Genomic DNA, 20,809 nt, shown 5'->3' with positions numbered 1-20,809 from the left:
GTATGGTCTCAAGAAGCCATCGAGTCGGAAGCGGGTGCCTCGACACGTCGCTTGTTCCCGCGATAGATAAAGAACAAGGCGGCCAACATGAACAGAAGACCGGAAAAACGTTTAAGGTCAAACGCCACTTCGACGCCACCGAATGTCCCGAAGTGATCCAGCACCATTCCGGCCGATAACTGTCCGATGACGGTTGCGATGCTCGCTGCCGTGACCCCGATTTTCGGAACAGCGAGAATGGTCAGGAACAGATAGCTGACACCAAACCAGACGGCACTGAGCTGCCAGCGGGGGGCGTCAAGAATCAACAGGACATCTCCTTGTCCGAAAAAGAGGACGGCGAGTGCAAGCAGGAGCATCCCTGTGAAAAAAGTTAAAAATGTACTTTCCAGTGCGCCGGCTTTTTGACCGAAGGCACCGTTGATTGAAGACTGGGCACTGAGGAGAATTCCTCCAAGCAGTGTCATCCCGAGTAATGCGATATTCATCAAGTTTCCTCCTTTAGAAAATCAAAAATAGCGCAATGACCATCAGGCCGGATGCGATTAATTTGTCTTTGTTGATGGCGACGCGGGGACTGCCGAGCCAGCCTTTATGTTCAATGACCATGCTGGCAATCATCTGACCGATGATGACACTGATCATGGCGAGTCCGACACCGACAAGCGGGATGCTGATGATCAGGATCGTTAAATAGATGCTCCCGAGTAATCCGCCCAGCAACGTCCATTTGGGTGCCTTGAATGTATAACCGAGCGAACCTTTTCCGAAAAAGAGCGTGATGATGCCGATGATGATTGTACCGGCAAAGAAATTATAAAAACTGCTTTCGAGTTTTCCGATGCTGTTGCCAAGTTCCCCGTAGATGGCACCTTCGATACTGAGCGCGATTCCGGCGAGGAGAGCCAACAGGTAATAAATGAATTTCAAAATCCGTTCCTTCTTTCTTTTTTAAATCTATATATCGGGAATTGTCGATACATGAACAAAGGAAAACCCTTTAGAGTTCTCCTTTTAGATACTCTGCCAGCTCTTTGATCTTTTCTTCATTTCGACGGTAATACGTCCACTTGCCGTGCCGTTCGGATTCGAGCAATCCGACTTTTTGTAACATCGCCAAGTACTGGGATACCGTGGATTGGGACAAGTTCGCCTTCTCCTGGATATCACCAACACAGACGCCTCCTTTTTCAGCGAGATTCGTTGACAAGTGAGCAGCCGGTTTGTTGAAATGAGTCTCTGGATCCTTGAGCCAGCGTAAGATGTCGAGACGGACTTCGTTCGACAACGCTTTAAAAAGATCTACTTGTTGTGTCATGCCATCAATCTAATCGATACTTCTCGATATGTCAATTCATCGGTTTGAGTTGGCGAAGGATGTTTTATCAATGGTGTGCGTGATTTTTTCGCCGGAAACGAGTTGAAATCCGAGCCCTTGATAAAAGGGATCGGCCTGTTCGCTGTAGAGGACTAACCGATCATACGTCAAAAATGCTTCAGACATGATTTTTTCCAGTAAGGCAGTCCCGATGCCGTGCGACCGGGCTTCCGGCAATACATAGACGTGGCGGATCCGACCCGTTCCGGATTGACCGGATTGCTTCATATATCCCCCGCAGGCGAGGACTTGATTGTTCGTCGAAAGGACGACGAACATCGCTTCCCCGTCTTTTTGAAACGATTCCTCCCGGCGGTTCCGTAACATCCGCTCGACCAGTTGGAATCCTTCCTGGGAACTTTTAGCGAGCAACGGAAGCCAGTTATATCCATCGAAATCATTAACCCGTTCGATTGTCATGTCCATCCGTGATTCCTCCTTCTTTTCTTTTGGATTATTCCTTTTTCGACGCTGTCAAAAACCCGATTTTCTTTTTTGATGAATCTTTTTTTGCGAGGGACTGGATTTTTAAAAGCCCTTTTGCGTATAATGAGAAGTAATGGATTGAACGCAAATGAAAGGAAGTGGCCGTCACAATGAGCCTCAGCCGTTTAAGTAAAGAAGAAATTACTGATCTTTCACTGATTAACTTCGTCAATGAAATGCTGCAAGAAGCGGGCGAACAGCCTATTACTTTCGATGACATCATTAAAGAAATCGAAAAATTCCATACGTTTAAAAATGAAGAGGATAAGTTCGAGAAACTTGCCCAACTCTATACGGACATGAACATCGATGGGAACTTCGTTAACGTCGGAGCTAACCGTTGGTCGCTTCGTGCATGGTACCCGTTCGATAAATCGGATGAGGATTTGGTTATCGAAGCCCGTCAACGTGGTGAACTCGATGAGTTCGAAGAAGAGTTCAACTATGATGCGGAAGAAGATGAGTTCGAGACGATTGAAGATGATCTCGATACATTCGCGAAAACTGCTGATTACGATGCAGCAGACGACAGCGAAGAAGACACATTCAAAAAAGTTGCGGTCATTGATGACCTTGAAGACGATTTGGATGAAGAAGACCTCGAAGATTTCGAGGAAGATGACGAAGAAGTTTAACAACCGCAACCTGCCATTTTTGAACATGAAAATGGTAGTTTTTTCGTTGACGGCTGACACAAGTGTGTGTGATTTTTTTCTTTAAAAAATCTGCTTGACGAAGTTTTCGGAATGACGTAAGTTAGTCATGGGCTTCTTTAAGCAACGTGCTTAATTTCAGCAAAAGTGTCTCCTGTGAATGGGGGCACTTTTGCTTTTTTATTTTTTAACGACCTCTGACAGATTTCTGGACTCGAGAAGGGAGCAATTTAATCATGACAAAGTATATTTTCGTAACCGGTGGGGTAGTATCTTCACTCGGTAAAGGGATCACGGCAGCATCACTCGCCCGTCTCTTGAAAAACCGTGGCCTCAACGTCACGATCCAAAAATTCGACCCGTACATCAACATCGACCCGGGGACGATGAGCCCGTACCAGCACGGGGAAGTATTCGTCACGGATGATGGCGCTGAAACCGATCTTGACCTTGGTCACTACGAACGGTTCATCGACATCAATCTCAGCCAGAATGCGAACGTGACATCCGGCCGGATTTACTCGACCGTTCTTAAAAAAGAACGTCGCGGTGATTACAACGGTGGAACGGTTCAGGTCATTCCGCACATCACGAATGAAATCAAAGATCGTGTCTTCCGTGCCGGGAAAGAAACAGGCGCAGATGTCGTCATCACAGAGATTGGCGGAACAGTAGGGGATATCGAATCGCTTCCGTTCATCGAAGCCATTCGTCAGGTGAAAAACGATATCGGAAAAGAGAACGTCATGTACGTTCACTGTACGCTCGTTCCGTATCTTGCAGCTGCTGGCGAGCTGAAGACAAAACCGACACAACACAGTGTCAAAGAACTCCGCAGCTACGGCATTCAGCCGGATATCATCGTGCTTCGTGCCGAGCATGATGTACCGCAAGAAATGAAAGATAAAATTGCCCTCTTCTGTGATACACGTCCGGAAGCCGTCATCGAAGCGAAGGATGCATCGACACTGTATGAAGTACCGCTTAACTTACAACGTCAAGGCATGGACCAGCTCGTCTGTGACTACTTCAAGTTCGATACACCGGTTGCTGATATGACAGCATGGAAGCAACTCGTTCACACCGTGACACACCTCGAGAAGAAAACGAAAATCGCACTTGTCGGGAAGTACGTTGAATTGCGTGATGCGTACATTTCGGTTGCAGAAGCTTTGAAGCATGCCGGTTTTGCTTTTAACAGCGACATCGAAATCGACTGGATCAATGCAGAAGATGTCACACGTGACAACGTTCAGGAACTGCTTGGCTCAGCAAACGGAATCCTTGTTCCAGGCGGATTCGGAGAGCGTGGAATCGAAGGGAAAATCGAAGCAACACGTTTTGCCCGTGAAAACAATGTACCGTTCTTCGGAATTTGTCTCGGTATGCAACTGGCGACAGTTGAGTTCGCGCGCAACGTCTTGAACTTAAAAGGTGCCCACTCGGCAGAAATCGATCCGGCGACACCGTATCCGATCATCGACTTGCTTCCGGAGCAAAAAGACATCGAGGATCTCGGAGGAACACTTCGTCTTGGTCTGTATCCATGTAAGCTCGAAGACGGTTCAAAAGCACGTGCCGCGTATTCAAGCGAACTCGTGTACGAGCGTCACCGTCACCGTTACGAGTTCGGTAACGAATTCCGTGAACAGTTCGAAGCAAACGGTATGATCTTCTCCGGTACAAGCCCGGATGGTCGTCTCGTTGAAATCATCGAGATTCCAGAACACAAATGGTTCGTCGCATGTCAGTTCCACCCGGAATTGATTTCGCGTCCGGAGCGTCCGCAAGCCTTATTCCATGACTTCATCCAAGCATCACTTGGTGAGTAAGAAATTTAGCGAACGGCTAAACAACCCTGTTTCCAAATTGGAGACAGGGTTGTTTAGTTTATTACTATAGAAGAAAAGCCTCATTCCCACTCTTCCGTCATCTCCTGTAATTGCGTCAAAATGTGCGTTAACAAGAAGGCACCAAGCGCGAGACTCGGCAATCCGTGACGGGAACCGTCCTCAGCCGGAAGCAGCCCTTTATCGAATTTCAAGGCAAGCGGAGCAATCGAACGTTCTAGTGTTTCGGTCACGTCGCCGAGCGTGATGATCGAATACGGCGTGTGCCAGGCATCATAGCGGGCAAGCGACGCGAGCAGATCGGAACGTTCCGTATCCGGTGTAAAAATCAACACGCGGTCGACCGCATGGAGGGTTTTATGATCCTTAATTTTCGAGACACGTTTCATCTGGTCCGGACCGTCTGACAACATTGGATACAGTCCTTCAAACTCGCCGTAGGCATCGAGATAGACTTTTCCTTGACCGACGAGTGCCTGGGCAAGCAGCCGGACGACATCGAACAATTCGTCTTCCTGTTTTGTAAGCGTTTGTAGTTTCCCATTGAATTGTGTCGCTAAAATTTTCAGCATTTCTAACATCCTTTCTAAATTTCTCACACACACAGTATATAGCAAGTTTTGCTTTCATGTAGAATGGAAATAACTAGAGGAGGAGTGTGGGAGATGAAAGGAAGATTACTCATCGCGGAAGATGAACCGGGGATTCGGAATTTACTGGCACAATTGTTTCGGGCGCAAGGATATACGACCGATGTCGCTGTCGATGGTCTTGAGACGATCGAACGGCTGAAAGAAACGGAATACGACTTATTATTGATGGATGTCAATATGCCGGGCCGAACCGGTCTTGAAGTATTGCGCCATCAGGACGAGGTCGGACGACGGATCCGGACGATTCTGATGACTGCTTTGGACGAAACAGAAGCGATGGAAGAAGCGAAACGACTCGGTGTCGTCGCCTTCTTCGGAAAGCCGTTTGACATCTTTGAATTAAAAAAAGAAGTGACTGTGCAAATTTCGAACGATGTAAGCGGTTAATCCTTCACGTCGTCGTCACAATCCTAAATTCGGAGTGAAATGCTGTACGTTCCGGTGAATCAGTGTGTTATAATCAGTCTGAAAATGCACGTTTACGTGTAAGTAGCGATCAAAACAGAGGAGGATGTCATTATGCCATTAGTATCTATGACAGACATGTTAAACAAAGCTCTCGAAGGTAAGTACGCAGTAGGTCAATTCAACATCAACAACCTCGAGTGGACTCAAGCAGTACTCGGTGCGGCTCAAGAAGAGCAGTCGCCGGTTATTCTTGGAGTATCTGAAGGTGCAGCACGTCACATGGGCGGATTCTACACAGTTGTTAAAATGGTAGAAGGTCTCGTTCACGACATGAAAGTAACAGTTCCTGTTGCAATCCACCTCGACCACGGTTCGAGCGTTGAAAAATGTAAAGAAGCGATCGACGCTGGATTTACATCTGTAATGATCGACGATTCACATAGCCCGATCGACACAAACATCGAAACAACAAAAGCTGTTGTTGAGTATGCGCATTCGAAGGGTGTTTCAGTCGAAGCGGAAGTTGGTACAGTTGGCGGACAAGAAGACGACGTCATCGGTGATGTCATGTACGCGAAACTTGACGACTGCGTTCGTATCGTCAAAGAAACTGGAATTGACACGCTTGCTCCTGCGCTCGGTTCTGTTCACGGACCATACAAAGGTGAACCAAACCTTGGTTTCACTGAAATGGAAGAAATCCGTAACGCAACAGACCTTCCACTCGTTCTTCACGGTGGAACAGGAATCCCGACACACGATATCGAAAAAGCAATTTCGCTTGGTACTTCGAAAATCAACGTCAACACGGAAAACCAAATTTCGTTCGCGAAAGTGGTTCGTGAAGTCTTGGCTGAGAAACCAGAAGCATATGACCCACGCGTATTCATCGCACCAGGTCGCGAAGCAATCAAACAAACAGTCATCGGTAAGATGCGTGAGTTCGGTTCAAGCAACAAAGCTTAATTTTCCATGCCTAAAGCACGGTAGACACTCGTCTATCGTGCTTTTTTTCATCTAAATCAGCAGATTGTTTTGGAAAACGTTAGGACTTCTCGGTGAAAAAATTTATAATAGAAGAGTAAGCGATTTCAAGGGATATTTTAAGGAATGAAAGGGGAAAGAGAGAGATGAGATTTTTTATCGACACAGCAAACGTAGAGGATATTAAAAAAGCACATAAAATGGGGATTTTGGACGGGGTCACCACAAACCCGTCACTTGTCGCGAAAGAAGGCGTCGATTTCCATACACGACTGCGCGAAATTTGTGAAATCGTCGGAGACGTCTCCGTCAGTGCCGAAGTCATTGCGCTTGATGCAGAAGGAATGATTCGGGAAGGGAAGGAACTTGCTCAGATTGCACCGAACATTACGGTAAAGGTTCCGATGACACCGGCAGGATTGGAAGCCGTCGCAGCTCTTTCAAAAGAAAACATCACGACGAACGTCACATTGATCTTCAACCCGAACCAGGCCTTGCTCGCGGCACGTGCCGGTGCGACATATGTATCACCGTTCCTCGGTCGTCTGGATGATATCGGTCAAGATGGAATGGGACTGGTCGAGACGATTGCTCAAATCTTCGTCATTCATGATATTCCGACACAAATCATCGCGGCTTCTGTCCGTAATCCGGTGCACGTCACGAATGCGGCACTCGCTGGAGCTGACATCGCGACGATTCCGCTCAATGTCATTGAGTCACTGACGCAACACCCGTTAACGACACAGGGAATCGAACGTTTCCTTGCTGACTGGGAAAAAGCGCAGCAATAACAGATTGTAGAGAAAGGTTGATGGAATGTGGACATTTTGCATATCGTAGGACAACAACGTCTTGAAGGAACCGTCATGATCAGTGGATCGAAACAGAGTGCGATTCCGTGTCTCGCGGCAGCATTACTGACCGATCAACAGGTCATTCTTGAGGGGGTACCGGACATTGGCGACGTTGCGACGATGATCCAGATCATTGAGATGCTTGGAGCCGTCGTAACACGTCAAGGCGATATGGTGACGATTGACCCGAGTCATGTCGAACCGATGCCGCTCACAGGGACAGATACACGAAAATTACGTGGATCGATTTATCTGATGAGTGTCCTCGCGGCGCGATTCAAACAGGGGGTCGTCGGTCTGCCCGGTGGTTATGCCATCGGTCCTCGGCCGATTGATTTACACATCAAGGCACTGGAACGACTTGGTGTCGCGATGCGAAATGAACAAGGGGTTTACTACATGCATGTCGAAGAGTTGAAGGGAAACCGGATCTATTTGGATCTTCCTTCATTCGGTGCGACGATCAGTGCTTTACTGGTCGCCGTCATGGCGGAAGGAACGACGGTCATTGAAAATGCAGCGTGTGATCCGGAAGTCATCGACGTCAGTACGATGTTGACGAATATGGGTGCGAGTGTCAAAGGTGCAGGGACCGATGAGATTCGAATCAAAGGCGTCAAGACGCTTCAAGGATGCCGCCATACCTTGATTCCGGACCGGATGGAAGCAGGTACGTTCCTGGCAATGGGAGCAGTCCTCGGCCGTGTGACGGTGGATAATGTCATTCCGTTACATCTTGAAAGCATCATTCAAAAGCTGGAACGGTTCGGGGCCAACATCGAGTTGGCGGATGATTCGGTCACAGCATCCATCGATATGGCGAAACCGATCGATATTCGTGTTTTTCACTATGGCGGCTTTCCGAGCGATCTTCAACCGATCATCTCGGCTGTCCTGTTGAAACCGAAAGGCGCGAGTGTCGTCGTCGATAAGCTGTATCCTCAACGTTTCCGGCATGTCCAGGAGATGCGGCGGTTGAATGCACGAATTACACACGAAGACGCTTCGATCATCATCCGTGGTGGTGAAGCGTTACGTGGTACGGAAATTGAAGCTCATGATCCGCGCGGTGCAGCGGCCCTCGTGTTAAGTGGAATGCTTGCTTCCGGTGAAACGTCATTACACCATGCAGAAGTACTTGATCAAAGCTATGAACAGTTCGTCGAGAAGTTAAAAGGACTCGGAGCTCTTGTTTGGCGCGAAACGGTTTAAGGTTTTCAGTTAGGGAGAGGGGATTATACACATGGAGAGAAGTTTATCAATGGAACTCGTACGCGTAACGGAGGCAGCAGCACTGGCTTCGGCACGCTGGATGGGGAAGGGCTTGAAAAACGAGGCAGATGACGCAGCAACAAGCGCCATGCGTGATGTATTTGATACGATCCCGATGAAAGGAACGGTCGTCATCGGCGAAGGGGAAATGGATGAGGCACCGATGCTTTATATCGGTGAGAAACTCGGAAATGGATACGGACCACGTCTTGACGTCGCCGTCGATCCGCTCGAAGGCACGAACATCGTCGCTAAAGGAACATGGGGCGCACTCGCAGTTCTTGCGGTCGCCGATGCGGGAGACTTATTACATGCACCGGATATGTACATGGATAAGATTGCTGTCGGACCGGAAGCAGCAGGACACGTCAGCCTGGATGCGACGATTGAAGAAAACATCGCGGCCGTCGCAAAAGCGAAAAATAAAGAAATCGAAGACGTCGTCGTCTCGATTCTTGACCGGGAACGTCATGAAGAAATCATTCAACGGATTCGGGCAACAGGGGCACGGATTCGTCTGATTGGGGACGGAGATGTCGCAGCAGCCATCAATACGGCTTTCCCGCACACAGGGATTGATATTCTGCTCGGTTCAGGCGGGGCGCCGGAGGGTGTTCTGGCAGCTGTTGCATTAAAATGTCTCGGCGGAGAACTTCAAGGCCGGCTCTTACCGGCAGATGAAGCGGAAGTCGCACGATGCAAGAAGATGGGGATTGAAGATCCGTCGAAAATCCTCATGATGGATGACCTTGTCACGGGAGATGACTGCATCTTCGCAGCAACCGGTGTCACGGACAGCGAGTTGATGAAAGGTGTTCAGTTCACGGCACAAGGCGGTCAAACGCACTCGGTCGTCATGCGTGCGAAGTCGGGAACAGTTCGTTTCGTTGAAGGAATTCACTCGTTCAAGAAAAAACCGAAGCTCGTTATTAAGTAATTGGGATGACAGGCTTATCCAAAAGAATCTACGTTTTCTTCACCCGCTTTCCTCGGGCGAGACACAAGCTGCGCCTACTTTGTCCAAATGGACAAGTAGTCGGGTTTTGTTTGTCTCTGACAGCGCGGAACACCGCGCTTTTTCCCGTAGGAGTCGAGTGAAGAACGTAATTCTTTTCGAAAAGGGAATGCAGTTTGATGCTGTATGCGAGTGATGATTCAAAAAATGAATGAAGGGAGGTAGATTTTCGGTATTTAATCCGGAAATCTGCTTCTTTTTTCTTTTTGTACAAGAAATAAGAGCATTTGTATGAGGTATCTCAATTACTCACCAAACTGTCGTAAATGAGCATAGAAACAGCCGATGGTCCCATGAAAAGGATCATCGGCTATTTGATTCCTGTAGAACGGAGGCATACATTCTCGACTCCTACGGGAAAAGGAAGCGCGATTAGTGCTTCCGTCAGGGATAGGGAAGACCCGGCAGATTGCATATTAATTCGAGCAGCCGCGGCTTGTCTCCCGCCCGTGGAAAGCGAGGATGTAGGAAACGTTCGTCATGAGAATTGATTTTGGAGTGACTGATGAGTCAGGCTCTGATATCAAATTTATAAAAGTCCAATCGCATGGAAATTATAAAACTGTATTAAAGACTGTGTGTCGGAGCTTGCAATTGGTGTGTCATCTGGACGAATTTACGACGTGTGAAAAAGCGTGTCATAAAGACATACACTGCATTACTGCGACCGGGGATGACAAGCGTTTTTCCTTTCATGTACCCGGTAATGGAAAGCTTTGCAACTGTATTGGCATCCATGATACCTGGTCGTTTAAACAATCCGGATGTCGCAAGATCGGCTGTTTTAGCGAAATCTGTATACGTGGCGCCCGGACAAACAGCTGTCACTTGAATATTGTAAGGCGCAAGCTCATCAGCCAAAGCTTCCGAAAAACTGAGGACGTACGCTTTTGTTGCATAGTAGACGCTCATGAAAGGACCGCCGTGGAAAGAAGAGGTCGAAGCAATCTGAATGATCCGTCCGCTCCCTCGAACTTTCATCCCACGGGCAAAAGCTTTCGTCAAATGCGTCAGTGCTCGAATGTTGACGTCAATCATGTTGAGTTCATGGGATAAATCAGTTTCGACAAACTCCCCATACAGACCAAACCCGGCATTATTGATCAAGATATCAACCGGAATGTTTTCTGTCGCACGTAACAAGGCTTCGATTTGAACGGTTTGTCCGATATCATATGGAAGCACGACGGCAGATCCGCCCCGCTGTTCAACAAAGTGTTTCGTTTCGAAAAGTTGTTCGACGTTCCGTCCGACCAGTAACAGGTGATGTCCTTATTCGGCATGCAGATAGGCCAGTTCGCGCCCGATTCCGGCAGAAGCGCCGGTAATTAATACGTTCATGATCCGTCCTCCTTATGTAATAGGGTAGAAAAAAAGCGATCGAGCCGATGCTCAACCGCTTGGTTTGTTCAATTATAGGTATGAACCCGCGCCGACAAGGCGTGAACCCCAGTAACCTGATTTGAAGCTTGAGTACTTAACGCCACCTGTTTCTGAGTTCACCATGCTTGTTTTGCTTGTTGCCATACCGACGTGTTGAATGCCGCTACCGTGTGAGAAGAAAACAAGATCTCCAGGTTGAACGTTTGAGACACTTACTTTTCTAGAAGAAGAATATTGTGAAGAAGACGTACGTGGCAATGTTTTGCCCGCTGCTTTTTTGTAGACGTAGCTTGTGAAACCAGAGCAGTCAAATCCACGAGTTGTCGTTCCGCCCCATACATAAGGAGTTCCTTTATGTTTAGCTGCTTCGCTTAGAAGGCGTGTACGTGTTGAAGATGAAGTTGTTGATTTTTTAGCCGTTGAAGTAGAAGACTTGTATGTTTTCGTATACTGTGTAGAAACATAACGTGTTTTTCCACCGTATGAAATTTTAGTCCAGCTGCCTGATTTACCTTTGTATGTAAATGTTTGGCCTGCGTTTACTTTACCAACGATGCTTGCTTTTGTAGAAGGACCCGTCCGAACACGTAATCCGCTGTCTGTGATTTTAACTTTCGTTACTGTAGAAGCTGCCTCAACCTTATCTGTTCCCACTGATGCAAATCCTGAAACCACTAATGCTGCCGTTGCGACCGATGCTAGAAAACGTTTCATATGTGAAATCCTCCATGTCATTTTAAAGTAGTTTTGAAAACCGAGTTATATGATGTATCTCATTAAGTGTTTGTTTAAGCAGTTTGCCTTACAACTGTGTAAGTTTTTCTCTGCACGATTATCTTAGCATGCGGAGACATGAAAACGTTTTTTCAGTTCCGCTACAAAACATGACGTTTTTGTAACATAACTGCAATAATATACTCGAATATTACAAAGAAGAAATTCCCATTTCTTAAATCACGACGAAATGGATGAAATGTGATACCTTTAATTCACGAAGAATATACAACATGATCATCGCACTATGATGATTACATCCTTTGCTCCTGAATTTATACGAAGAATAGGTGAATGCATATGCCAACTGAAAAAACTGACAAACCAGAACGTTCCTATACACTCGCTCAACTCAGCAACCTGACATTAAAAGATTTATATGAGATTGCAAAAACAAAAAACGTACCACAGTACCGAGAGGCGCGTAAGCGTGAATTGATGTTCAAGATTCTTAAAGCACAAGCAGAGTCCACCGGTCTTTATTTCCTCGAAGGGGTACTCGAAGTTATCCCCGGAAACCCACAAATGCAAAATGATGGCGGCTTCGGCTTCCTTCGTCCTATCAACTATTCGCAATCCTCTGAAGATATCTACATCGCCGCCTCACAAATCCGCCGCTTTAATCTCCGTAACGGAGACGTCGTGACTGGAAAAGTCCGGCCGCCAAAAGAAAATGAACGGTTCCAAGGTCTTTTAAGTGTGGAAGCCGTCAATGGAGAAGCACCGGATACGGCGCGCAATCGTCTGTTCTTCCCGGCATTGACACCGATCTATCCAGATCGTCTGATGCGTCTTGAGACAGAACCGCGTCATTTGTCGGTCCGGGTGATGGATATGATTGCCCCGGTTGGATTTGGCCAACGCGGTTTGATTGTCGCGCCGCCAAAAGCAGGTAAGACTTCTCTATTAAAAGAAATCGCCAATTCGATCCAGGTGAATCATCCGGATGTTGAATTGATTATTCTGTTGATTGACGAACGGCCGGAAGAAGTGACGGATATCGAACGTTCTGTCCCCGGAGCGGATGTCGTCAGTTCAACGTTTGACGAAACACCGGACAACCACGTCCGGATTTCGGAACTCGTTTTGGAGCGAGCGATGCGCCTCGTCGAACATAAAAAAGATGTCGTTATTTTAATGGACTCGATTACACGGTTGACGCGGGCTTATAACTTAACTGTTCCGCAAAGCGGTCGGACGTTGTCCGGGGGGATTGACCCGGCAGCCTTCCACAAACCGAAACGCTTTTTCGGTGCCGCCCGGAATATCGAACACGGTGGTAGTCTGACGATTCTTGCGACGGCACTCGTCGAAACCGGTTCCCGGATGGATGATGTCATCTATGAAGAGTTTAAAGGAACCGGCAATATGGAACTGCATCTGGACCGGAAATTATCCGAGCGCCGGATCTTCCCGGCCATCGATATCCGGAAATCCGGAACACGGAAAGAAGAGTTGTTGTTACCGCAAGATCAGCTCGATGCCTTGTGGACGATCCGCCGGACGATGAACGAGTCCAATGAGTTTGTCGACAGTTTCTTACGCAAGATTCGGGACACGAAAAATAACGAAGAATTTTTTGTCGAACTGGAGAAAGAAAAGAAGAAACCCGTACGGCGCGCACCTGTGAAGCCACGTGTGACGAAAACCGACACAACGACTTGAAAATAGGTATTGCGGGGCATGAAAAAATCGTTTAGTATAGGAAGGTAACTTACTCTGGCTCAGCAAATGAACCAGGGCGGAAGGAGAGAAAACAACCATGAAACAAGGAATTCACCCAAACTACAACAAAGTTGTATTTATGGACTCAACTACTGAGTACAAATTCTTGACTGGTTCTACACGTTCTTCGAACGAGACAATCACTTGGGAAGATGGAAACGAGTACCCACTCATCCGTGTGGATGTGTCTTCGGACTCGCACCCATTCTACACTGGTCGTCAAAAGTTCAACGCTGCAGACGGTCGTGTCGATCGCTTCAACAAAAAATACGGCCGCAAGTAATTGCGACTTCAGTATTAAAAAACAGCCTGTCTCCATTACTGGAGCAGGCTGTTTTTGTATAGACAGAACTTGGCACGGTACGCCAGATACGTTTTTAAAACGAAGGATAGACCGATTCCACCGGCAGCACCAATCAGATACGGAAGTGTATCCGGATTGTTCGCAAAATGTTCGAGTAAAAGACTGAAGGAAAAATGGCGACCTAGGAAATAACCTGCTCCTAAAAAGACACTGATCCAAATTAAAGCACCAGTATAGGCATAAGTAACGAAGATCCGGAACGGCATTTTCGAGACGCCGGCAAAAAAAGCGGACAGCTGCCGGAGACCGGGTATGTAATAACCGATGATTAAAACCGTTTTTCCGTAACGTAAAAATCCGGCTTCTGCTTTGAAAACATGTTTTTCAGAAATACGTAACTTCGGAGCCATTCGATGGAGCAACGGCATTCCAAGTTTCAGACCGAGCACATAGCTGATTGTCATTCCGATACAACTGCCGGCATAGGCAGCAAAAATTGTTCCGACGAGCGGCAAATCACCATGATGCATCCAGAATCCTGACATGACGAGTAACGTCTCGTCTGGAACCGGAAGACCGACGATTCCACCGGCCAGAAGAATTGCGAGTCCGAACGCTCCATATTGATGGAGGACTTCATGTAATATGTGATGAATCGGAGTCACCTTCCTTCAAAGAAACTTCTCTTTCAGTGTACAGGAAATACATACCAGTTGAAATGAGAAGATGAAGAAAGTGGCGAATTTGGCAAGGGTTTTTGATTTTTAGAAGTCAATCCTTTTTCTCAATTTAGATTCGGGCTATACTCGTTAAAGTGACTAATTTAGAGGACGGTGTTTACGATGATGCATGTGATCAATCAATATGGTTGGATTGAAGTGATTTGCGGAAGTATGTTTTCCGGTAAGTCAGAAGAACTGATCCGTCGTGTCAGACGGGCACAGTATGGAAAGTTACCGGTTCAAGTGTTCAAGCCGGCAATCGATGACCGGTATCATGAAGAGCATGTCGTGTCGCATATCGGCAACTCGGTCATTGCGATTCCGATGGCGACGAGCCGTGATGTCTATGCAGCAGTGGCGGAAGAGACGCAAATCGTCGCGATTGACGAAGTTCAATTTTTTGACGATGAGATTGTCGCAGTCATCGAAGCACTGGCTCAGGATGGCAAACGCGTTATTTGTGCGGGACTCGATCAGGATTTTCGGGCCGAGCCATTCGGCAAGATGCCTGAATTACTGGCACGTGCGGAATTCGTGACGAAATTACAGGCGATTTGTCTGTCGTGTGGAGATCCGGCGTCACGGACACAACGATTGATTGACGGGAAGCCGGCAAACTACAATGATCCAATCATTCTCGTCGGGGCGTCTGAATCCTATGAACCGCGTTGCCGTCATTGTCATCAAGTTCCGGGCAAACCGCAACCGTTACAGGAATGGAAAAAACAACAGCAAAATTGAGAATAGACGATTTGAAAAAGTGAACGATTCTTTGGCCTCACGGCCGGGAATCGTTCACTTTTTTTTATCAACCAGTTCGTGTCAACCGGCTGAACTGTTCGATGAATTGTAAGGTCTCACGGACAATCGTCTTTTGATCATGGTCAAGCGTCGCGACATGGTACGAGTCGAGCAGACAATAACTGCGTTTATCTGTTGCCCCAATCGTCCGGTACAAATAATCGGAACAGGCCGGCGGGACGACGTGATCCTCAGCAGAATATAAAATAAGTGTCGGAATTTGAATCGTCGCTAAGTGTAGTCGCGTGTCATCAATGAGTCGTAACAGTTCTGAAGCACAAACTGCGGGGACAAGATCATAGATGATTTCAAAAGCGGTCTGCTTGATATCAGGGGTGCTTTCCGGCAGATAGACCGGACAATCGGTGAAGGATAAGGCTTCGTAAGCAGGGACGGACAAGGCGGCATTGATCGTGATGATTCCTGCAATCGGGAGACCTTCAGCGGCAAGTGACAGGGCAAGTGTCGCCCCCATCGATTGTCCGACGATGAAGATCGATTCGCACCGTCTGGCTAACTGTTCGAAGCCGTCACGCAAGCTCTGTTTCCAGTCATCTGCCGTCGTCGCTTCGAATTCCAGGACATCGGTCCCATGACCGTGCAGGCGAGGGGCATAGACGGAGAAACCTTGTTCTGCGAACTGTTCTCCTACAGCCCGAACGCTTTGCGGCGTTGCGTTAAAACCATGACAGAGCAAAATGCCGACGGATCCGCGTCCTAAGGAAAAGGCTTCCGCACCCGGTATAACAGGATAAACCATACTCATCATCTCGTCCTCCATTTCAAAAATAAAAACCCGTTTGGCTTTGGACGCAAACGAGTTTCTCGTGTGTATCATCCAAAGCAACCGCTTTGCTGGTCGGAGCACCTTGCATAACAGCAGGTTGCCGTGGAGTCCTAGAGCCAGGTCTCTCGTCCACTCTTGATATATCGTATAGGAATTGTCGGATTAATCATTGAGAAGATGATAGCATTGGCGGAAATGAATTGTCAAACTCTCTTGAACAGGCGTCAAAATTCAAACAACGATCCAGTTTGTCCCGGGAAAAAAATCGATATGGGTCATATGGTTTATTTTTGAAAATATGGTTGACCTTTAAAAGATCTTTCTGTAGTGTAAAAATTAGTTTTACGACATAAGTTCAACCGGCAACAACACACATACGAATTTCATACCGCAACACTTATCCAGAGAGGTGGAGGGACTGGCCCTACGAAACCTCGGCAACAGACTCATTATGAGCACTGTGCCAATTCCATCAGACAATTGTCTGAGAGATGAGTCGAGTGGATTCTGCCATTGTGCGGATCCAGGTCTCTTCTTGTTTCTTAAGAAGAGACCTTTTTTGTATTTTAAAGGGGGAACAAGTGGTGATTACATTCAAAAATGTAAAAAAAATCTATGAAACAAAGGAACAATCGATTGCTGCGCTGAACGGGGTCGATCTCGAAATCCGAAAGGGAGAAATCTTCGGTGTCATCGGTTTCAGTGGAGCCGGTAAAAGTTCCTTATTACGATGCGTCAACCTGCTTGAACGGCCGACATCGGGCAGTGTGACGGTCGATGGCCAAGATTTGACGGCGCTCTCGGCGAAACAGTTACGGGAAGCCAAACAACACATCGGGATGATTTTTCAGCACTTCAATCTGCTGGATTCGAATACGGTTTTTGCGAACGTCGCAAAACCCCTTGTCTTAAAGGGCGTCAAAAAAGACGAGGTCCATCGGCGGGTCAATGAACTGCTGGATTTCGTCGACTTGGCGGATAAGGCCGATCATTACCCGGATCAGTTATCGGGCGGACAGAAACAACGGGTCGGGATTGCCCGGGCACTTGCCACCCAGCCGTCCGTCCTGTTGTGTGACGAAGCAACCTCGGCGCTTGATCCGCAGACGACACAACACATATTACGCCTGCTGAAACAAATCAATCAGGAATACGGCATCACGATCTTACTGATTACCCATGAGATGGGTGTCATCCGTGAAATTTGTGACCGGGTCGCCGTCATCGAAGCCGGCAAGTTGATTGAATCGGGTACCGTATTCGACGTCTTTTCGAACCCCCAGACGGCGACGGCAAAAAACTTCGTCCGTTCCGTCATGCAGGATGAGATTCCGGCGTCAGTTCAAAAAGTCATCGATCAACGGGATACCGGGCACCATATCTACAAAATCAACTTCCTCGGGGCAGGGACCGGACAACCGCTTTTATCGCAAGTCGCGAAACGGTTTGATGTCGACCTCAACATCCTGCACGGCAGCATCACGGAACTGCAAAACATTCCGTTTGGCAGTCTGCTTGTTGAACTGATCGGTGATGCGGCGGAAATCAAACGGGCACTGCATTACATCGATCAATCGGATGTCGTCGTCGAGGAGGTGCTCGCAGATGCTGGTTAACTATACGGATATTTGGACCGCTTTTTTGCAAACGATGACGATGGTCGGACTGTCGTTACTCTTTTCGACATTGATTGGTTTACCGCTCGGCATCCTGCTTGTCGTGACACGAAAAGGAGCATTGCTCGAACAAATCCCCTTCTTCAATGTCTTAAGCAGTATTGTCAACATCTTCCGGTCCGTTCCGTTCATTATTTTGCTCGTCGCGATCATTCCGTTGACCCGCTTGATTGTCGGATCGTCGATCGGGACGCAGGCAGCGATCGTTCCGCTCGTCTTTTATGCGGCACCGTACATCGCCCGCCTGATTGAAAGTTCATTGCTCGAAGTCGACACCGGTGTCTTGGAGGCGGCAGAAGCGATGGGGGCGACACCGCTGCAGACGATTTTCCGTTTCCTCTTGCCGGAAGCCCTCAGCTCGCTTGTCCTGAACCTGACGATTGCGACAATCGGCTTGATCGGGGCATCGGCAATGGCCGGGGCAATCGGCGGCGGGGGACTGGGTGACTTGGCGATCACGTACGGCTATCAACGGTTTGATACGACCGTCATGATCATCACGGTCGGGATTCTCGTCATTTTGGTTCAAGGGTTACAGACAACAGGCAACCTGTTGGCACGAAAAATTCGGAGACACTAAAAAAACATAGAACAGATAAGGGAGAGATGGATGATGAAAAAAGGATTAGCGATTGGTGCAGCATTGACGACGGTATTGTTTGCGGGATGTGCCGCTTCCGGAGAAGAAGATCAAAAGACGGTGAAACTTGGCGTCAGCGGTTCTGACACCCAAGTTTGGGAATACGTCGCGAAAAAAGCGAAGAAAGAAGGCATCACGATTGAGCTCGTTAAGTTCTCCGACTATGTTCAACCGAATCTCGCACTCGCGGAAGGAGAGATTGATGCGAACTCCTTCCAGACCGTCTCTTACTTTAACGCCTTCAAAAAAGAACATAAGTTAAAACTGTCGCCGATTGCGACTACGGTCATCGCGCCGATGGGAATTTATTCGGATAAGATCAAGGACGTCAAAGACATTCCGGTCGGTGGAAAGATTGCCGTCCCGAATGAAGCGACGAACATGGGGCGGGCATTGCTCCTGTTGCAGGAAGCAGGCCTGATCAAGCTGCCGGACGACTTTGACGGCAACGGATCCGTCGATAAGATCGTCGAGAATCCGAAAAAACTGAAGATTGTCCCGGTCGTCGCCGGACAGACACCACGCGTCCTACCGGATGTCTCCGCCTCAATCATCAATAACGGAATCGCTGTCGATGCCGGCTTTAATCCGATCAAAGATTCGATTCTCCATGAAAACGAGACGGCGAAACCGTACATCAACATCATCGCGACCCGGACAGAAGACAAAGACAAAAAGACGTTGAAAAAAATCGCTTCCCTTTACCAGCAGGACGATGTCGCTGCCTTCATCAAAAAAGAGTACAAAGGAAGCACGATTCCGACGTTCGTCCCACTTAGCGAGATTGGCGAATAACAAAAACCAAAAGGAGCGTGACCCAAATGACAATTCAGACGAGACGGCAAAACCTGACACAAACGATTGAACAGGATATTGAGCAAAAACGGGAGTCGTATCTTGAGACGAGCCATCGGATTCATGCGACACCGGAAATCGGCAATGAAGAATATTTTGCGTCGCGTCATCATGCGGAACGCCTGACAGCCGAAGGGTTTACAGTCGAACTTGGTGTGGCCGGACACGAGACAGCGTTTCTCGCCCGGAAGGTCTCGGATAAACCGGGAGCAACGATCGCTTTTCTAGCTGAATATGATGCCTTGCCGGGAATCGGTCACGCATGCGGACACAACATCATCGGCACGACAAGTGTCGCAGCAGCGATTGCCGTCAGTCAAGTTCTGGATGAAGTCGGCGGCAGTGTCGTCGTCCTCGGGACACCGGCGGAAGAAGGCGGACCAAACGGGAGTGCGAAAGGGAGTTTCGTCAAACACAATCTGCTGACGGGCATCGATGCGGCCTTAATGGTCCATCCGTCCGGACAGACCCGGATTACCGGTTCTTCGCTCGCCGTTGATCCGCTCGATTTTGCCTTTACCGGTAAACCGGCCCATGCGGCAGCTTCGCCGGAAGAAGGGATCAATGCCCTGGATGCCGTCATTCAGTTGTTTAACGGAATCAATGCGTTACGGCAACAGTTGCCGAGTGACATCCGGATTCACGGAATCATTACCGATGGTGGAGATGCGCCGAACATCATTCCGGAGTATGCCAAAGCCCGCTTCTTCATCCGGGCGACGACACGCGAACGGCTGAATGCGGTGACGGCAAAAGTCAAAGCCGTTGCCGAAGGGGCAGCCCTTGCGACCGGAGCGACGCTTGAGATCATCGCCTTCCAAAACGAAGTCGATAACCTGTTGTTCAACCGGACGTTTGACGAGATTTTCCGGGAAGAAGCGACGGCGCTTGGGGAAGACGTCAAGACCGATGAACGGCAGGGTCTCGGTTCGACCGACGCCGGCAACATCAGCCAGGTCCTGCCGACGATCCATCCGTACATCAAGATTGGAGCAGACGACTTAGTTGCCCATACGGAAAGTTTCCGGGAGGCGACGAAATCGGAACAAGGCGACGAAGCCTTGATCACGGGAGCGAAAATCCTGGCCCGGACGGCGTTCCGTCTGCTGACGGATGACTCGTTACTCGGGACGGTCAAACAGGAGTTCCACGACCGGAAAAACGGTTACTTGATGTAACAGCGAAAGACAGAAGTATGTGTTGGTCCGACCGGATGTCATCAAGACGACCGGGCGGGCCAAACCATACTTTTTTTGTTGAACCGGAAAAAAGAAAATAAATTCTCTTTTGTATTTTAAAATAACCTGTGCTAGTCTTGACCTGTACAACTGAATAACCAGTTCTTCGGGGTAGGGTGAAAATCCCAACCGGCGGTAATGCGATGATTTTCGAATCGACGAGCCCGCGACCCACAATGTACGCATTGTGGCTGACTTGGTGTGATTCCAGGGCCGACGGTAAAGTCCGGATGGGAGAAGAACGAAAAAATGTGCTTGAAACCATTTTCTGAAAAAATATGTTCGGGAAAAGGTCTATTTCTGTATGCTTTTGAACAGAAAACAAGACGTTTCTTTCGTGATCCTTCA

23 protein-coding genes and 3 riboswitches are annotated in these 20,809 nt (G+C 48.1%); of the genes, 14 read left to right on the top strand and 9 right to left on the bottom strand.

Translation table 11 applies throughout. The annotated features are described in order from the left end of the window. Positions 1 to 8: 8 nt before the first annotated feature. The 4 genes from HNY42_RS15365 to HNY42_RS15350 form a co-directional block, all read right to left on the bottom strand. Positions 9 to 488 (bottom strand): DMT family transporter, encoded by a 480-nt coding sequence (locus HNY42_RS15365; protein WP_188004809.1) that lies wholly within the window; start codon positions 486 to 488, stop codon positions 9 to 11. A gap of 13 nt (positions 489 to 501) precedes the next feature. Next, entirely contained in the window at positions 502 to 930 is a 429-nt protein-coding gene (locus HNY42_RS15360) for a DMT family transporter (protein WP_188004808.1), read from the bottom strand. A gap of 70 nt (positions 931 to 1,000) precedes the next feature. After that, positions 1,001 to 1,318, bottom strand: a complete 318-nt coding sequence (locus HNY42_RS15355) for an ArsR/SmtB family transcription factor (protein ID WP_114597294.1) — start codon at positions 1,316 to 1,318, stop codon at positions 1,001 to 1,003. A gap of 36 nt (positions 1,319 to 1,354) precedes the next feature. Further along, on the bottom strand, positions 1,355 to 1,804 hold the full coding sequence (locus tag HNY42_RS15350) for a GNAT family N-acetyltransferase (protein WP_131972051.1): 450 nt from the start codon (positions 1,802 to 1,804) through the stop codon (positions 1,355 to 1,357). Between the two features lie 170 nt (positions 1,805 to 1,974). Between HNY42_RS15350 and rpoE the strand changes: the two genes are divergently transcribed. Then, a complete protein-coding gene (rpoE, locus tag HNY42_RS15345; protein ID WP_131502435.1) occupies positions 1,975 to 2,499 on the top strand; it encodes a DNA-directed RNA polymerase subunit delta in 525 nt (174 codons plus the stop codon). A gap of 254 nt (positions 2,500 to 2,753) precedes the next feature. Beyond that, complete coding sequence (locus HNY42_RS15340; protein ID WP_131502434.1) at positions 2,754 to 4,349, top strand: CTP synthase; 1,596 nt, start codon at positions 2,754 to 2,756, stop codon at positions 4,347 to 4,349. Between the two features lie 80 nt (positions 4,350 to 4,429). On the opposite strand, the gene HNY42_RS15335 is transcribed toward HNY42_RS15340, so the two are convergent. Beyond that, the gene (locus HNY42_RS15335; protein ID WP_131502433.1) at positions 4,430 to 4,939 is read right to left on the bottom strand and encodes a DUF2529 family protein; all 510 of its coding nucleotides are present in this window, start codon (positions 4,937 to 4,939) and stop codon (positions 4,430 to 4,432) included. Positions 4,940 to 5,032: 93 nt separating this feature from the next. Here HNY42_RS15335 and HNY42_RS15330 point away from each other — a divergent pair, with 93 nt between their 5' ends. From HNY42_RS15330 to glpX, 5 genes are all read left to right on the top strand, one after another. Then, positions 5,033 to 5,407 carry a response regulator gene (locus HNY42_RS15330; RefSeq protein WP_026827306.1) on the top strand — a complete coding sequence of 125 codons (375 nt, stop codon included), beginning with the start codon at positions 5,033 to 5,035 and terminating at the stop codon, positions 5,405 to 5,407. Positions 5,408 to 5,539: 132 nt separating this feature from the next. Further along, complete coding sequence (fba, locus tag HNY42_RS15325) at positions 5,540 to 6,394, top strand: class II fructose-1,6-bisphosphate aldolase (RefSeq protein ID WP_131502432.1); 855 nt, start codon at positions 5,540 to 5,542, stop codon at positions 6,392 to 6,394. 164 nt (positions 6,395 to 6,558) lie between these two features. Then, positions 6,559 to 7,206, top strand: a complete 648-nt coding sequence (fsa, locus tag HNY42_RS15320) for a fructose-6-phosphate aldolase (RefSeq protein WP_012371594.1) — start codon at positions 6,559 to 6,561, stop codon at positions 7,204 to 7,206. Positions 7,207 to 7,233: 27 nt separating this feature from the next. Then, positions 7,234 to 8,481: a UDP-N-acetylglucosamine 1-carboxyvinyltransferase gene (gene murA, locus HNY42_RS15315; RefSeq protein WP_131972053.1), complete on the top strand. Its 1,248-nt coding sequence runs from the start codon at positions 7,234 to 7,236 to the stop codon at positions 8,479 to 8,481. Between the two features lie 31 nt (positions 8,482 to 8,512). After that, complete coding sequence (gene glpX, locus HNY42_RS15310) at positions 8,513 to 9,478, top strand: class II fructose-bisphosphatase (protein ID WP_114597299.1); 966 nt, start codon at positions 8,513 to 8,515, stop codon at positions 9,476 to 9,478. A gap of 645 nt (positions 9,479 to 10,123) precedes the next feature. On the opposite strand, the gene HNY42_RS15305 is transcribed toward glpX, so the two are convergent. Both HNY42_RS15305 and HNY42_RS15300 read right to left on the bottom strand, forming a co-directional pair. Then, the gene (locus HNY42_RS15305) at positions 10,124 to 10,819 is read right to left on the bottom strand and encodes an SDR family NAD(P)-dependent oxidoreductase (RefSeq protein ID WP_304999573.1); all 696 of its coding nucleotides are present in this window, start codon (positions 10,817 to 10,819) and stop codon (positions 10,124 to 10,126) included. A gap of 150 nt (positions 10,820 to 10,969) precedes the next feature. Further along, positions 10,970 to 11,653 carry a C40 family peptidase gene (locus HNY42_RS15300; protein ID WP_131502430.1) on the bottom strand — a complete coding sequence of 228 codons (684 nt, stop codon included), beginning with the start codon at positions 11,651 to 11,653 and terminating at the stop codon, positions 10,970 to 10,972. Between the two features lie 360 nt (positions 11,654 to 12,013). On the opposite strand from HNY42_RS15300, the gene rho reads away from it, so the two are divergent. Together rho and HNY42_RS15290 are read left to right on the top strand one after the other, a co-directional pair. Continuing rightward, on the top strand, positions 12,014 to 13,378 hold the full coding sequence (rho, locus tag HNY42_RS15295; protein ID WP_131502429.1) for a transcription termination factor Rho: 1,365 nt from the start codon (positions 12,014 to 12,016) through the stop codon (positions 13,376 to 13,378). A 97-nt stretch (positions 13,379 to 13,475) separates the two neighbouring features. After that, on the top strand, positions 13,476 to 13,721 hold the full coding sequence (locus tag HNY42_RS15290; RefSeq protein ID WP_012371588.1) for a type B 50S ribosomal protein L31: 246 nt from the start codon (positions 13,476 to 13,478) through the stop codon (positions 13,719 to 13,721). A gap of 35 nt (positions 13,722 to 13,756) precedes the next feature. Here HNY42_RS15290 and HNY42_RS15285 read toward each other — a convergent pair whose 3' ends face one another. Further along, positions 13,757 to 14,407 carry a DedA family protein gene (locus HNY42_RS15285; RefSeq protein WP_188004807.1) on the bottom strand — a complete coding sequence of 217 codons (651 nt, stop codon included), beginning with the start codon at positions 14,405 to 14,407 and terminating at the stop codon, positions 13,757 to 13,759. 177 nt (positions 14,408 to 14,584) lie between these two features. Here HNY42_RS15285 and HNY42_RS15280 point away from each other — a divergent pair, with 177 nt between their 5' ends. Beyond that, complete coding sequence (locus HNY42_RS15280) at positions 14,585 to 15,205, top strand: thymidine kinase (protein WP_131502427.1); 621 nt, start codon at positions 14,585 to 14,587, stop codon at positions 15,203 to 15,205. Positions 15,206 to 15,272: 67 nt separating this feature from the next. On the opposite strand, the gene HNY42_RS15275 is transcribed toward HNY42_RS15280, so the two are convergent. Beyond that, the gene (locus HNY42_RS15275) at positions 15,273 to 16,031 is read right to left on the bottom strand and encodes an alpha/beta hydrolase (protein ID WP_255508386.1); all 759 of its coding nucleotides are present in this window, start codon (positions 16,029 to 16,031) and stop codon (positions 15,273 to 15,275) included. Between the two features lie 62 nt (positions 16,032 to 16,093). Further along, positions 16,094 to 16,197: riboswitch (SAM riboswitch) on the bottom strand. 249 nt (positions 16,198 to 16,446) lie between these two features. Beyond that, a riboswitch (SAM riboswitch) is annotated at positions 16,447 to 16,550 on the top strand. 86 nt (positions 16,551 to 16,636) lie between these two features. Here HNY42_RS15275 and HNY42_RS15270 point away from each other — a divergent pair. Genes HNY42_RS15270 through HNY42_RS15255 form a run of 4 tightly spaced genes read left to right on the top strand, consistent with a single transcriptional unit; the run spans position 16,637 to position 20,401 of the window. Continuing rightward, positions 16,637 to 17,668 carry a methionine ABC transporter ATP-binding protein gene (locus HNY42_RS15270; RefSeq protein ID WP_188004805.1) on the top strand — a complete coding sequence of 344 codons (1,032 nt, stop codon included), beginning with the start codon at positions 16,637 to 16,639 and terminating at the stop codon, positions 17,666 to 17,668. Further along, a complete protein-coding gene (locus HNY42_RS15265; RefSeq protein WP_188004804.1) occupies positions 17,658 to 18,308 on the top strand; it encodes a methionine ABC transporter permease in 651 nt (216 codons plus the stop codon). The genes HNY42_RS15270 and HNY42_RS15265 overlap by 11 nt, the downstream gene beginning before the upstream one ends. 33 nt (positions 18,309 to 18,341) lie before the next feature. Further along, the gene (locus tag HNY42_RS15260) at positions 18,342 to 19,163 is read left to right on the top strand and encodes a MetQ/NlpA family ABC transporter substrate-binding protein (protein ID WP_131502423.1); all 822 of its coding nucleotides are present in this window, start codon (positions 18,342 to 18,344) and stop codon (positions 19,161 to 19,163) included. A gap of 26 nt (positions 19,164 to 19,189) precedes the next feature. Next, the gene (locus tag HNY42_RS15255; protein ID WP_188004803.1) at positions 19,190 to 20,401 is read left to right on the top strand and encodes a M20 family metallopeptidase; all 1,212 of its coding nucleotides are present in this window, start codon (positions 19,190 to 19,192) and stop codon (positions 20,399 to 20,401) included. 158 nt (positions 20,402 to 20,559) lie between these two features. Beyond that, a riboswitch (FMN riboswitch) is annotated at positions 20,560 to 20,707 on the top strand. Positions 20,708 to 20,809 lie beyond the last annotated feature (102 nt).

It is taken from the genome of Exiguobacterium sp. Helios (assembly GCF_014524545.1).
In the GTDB taxonomy this organism is placed as follows: Bacteria; Bacillota; Bacilli; order Exiguobacteriales; family Exiguobacteriaceae; genus Exiguobacterium_A.
The sequence above is the reverse complement of the archived record's forward strand: the minus strand, read 5'-3'. Positions and strand labels throughout refer to the sequence as shown.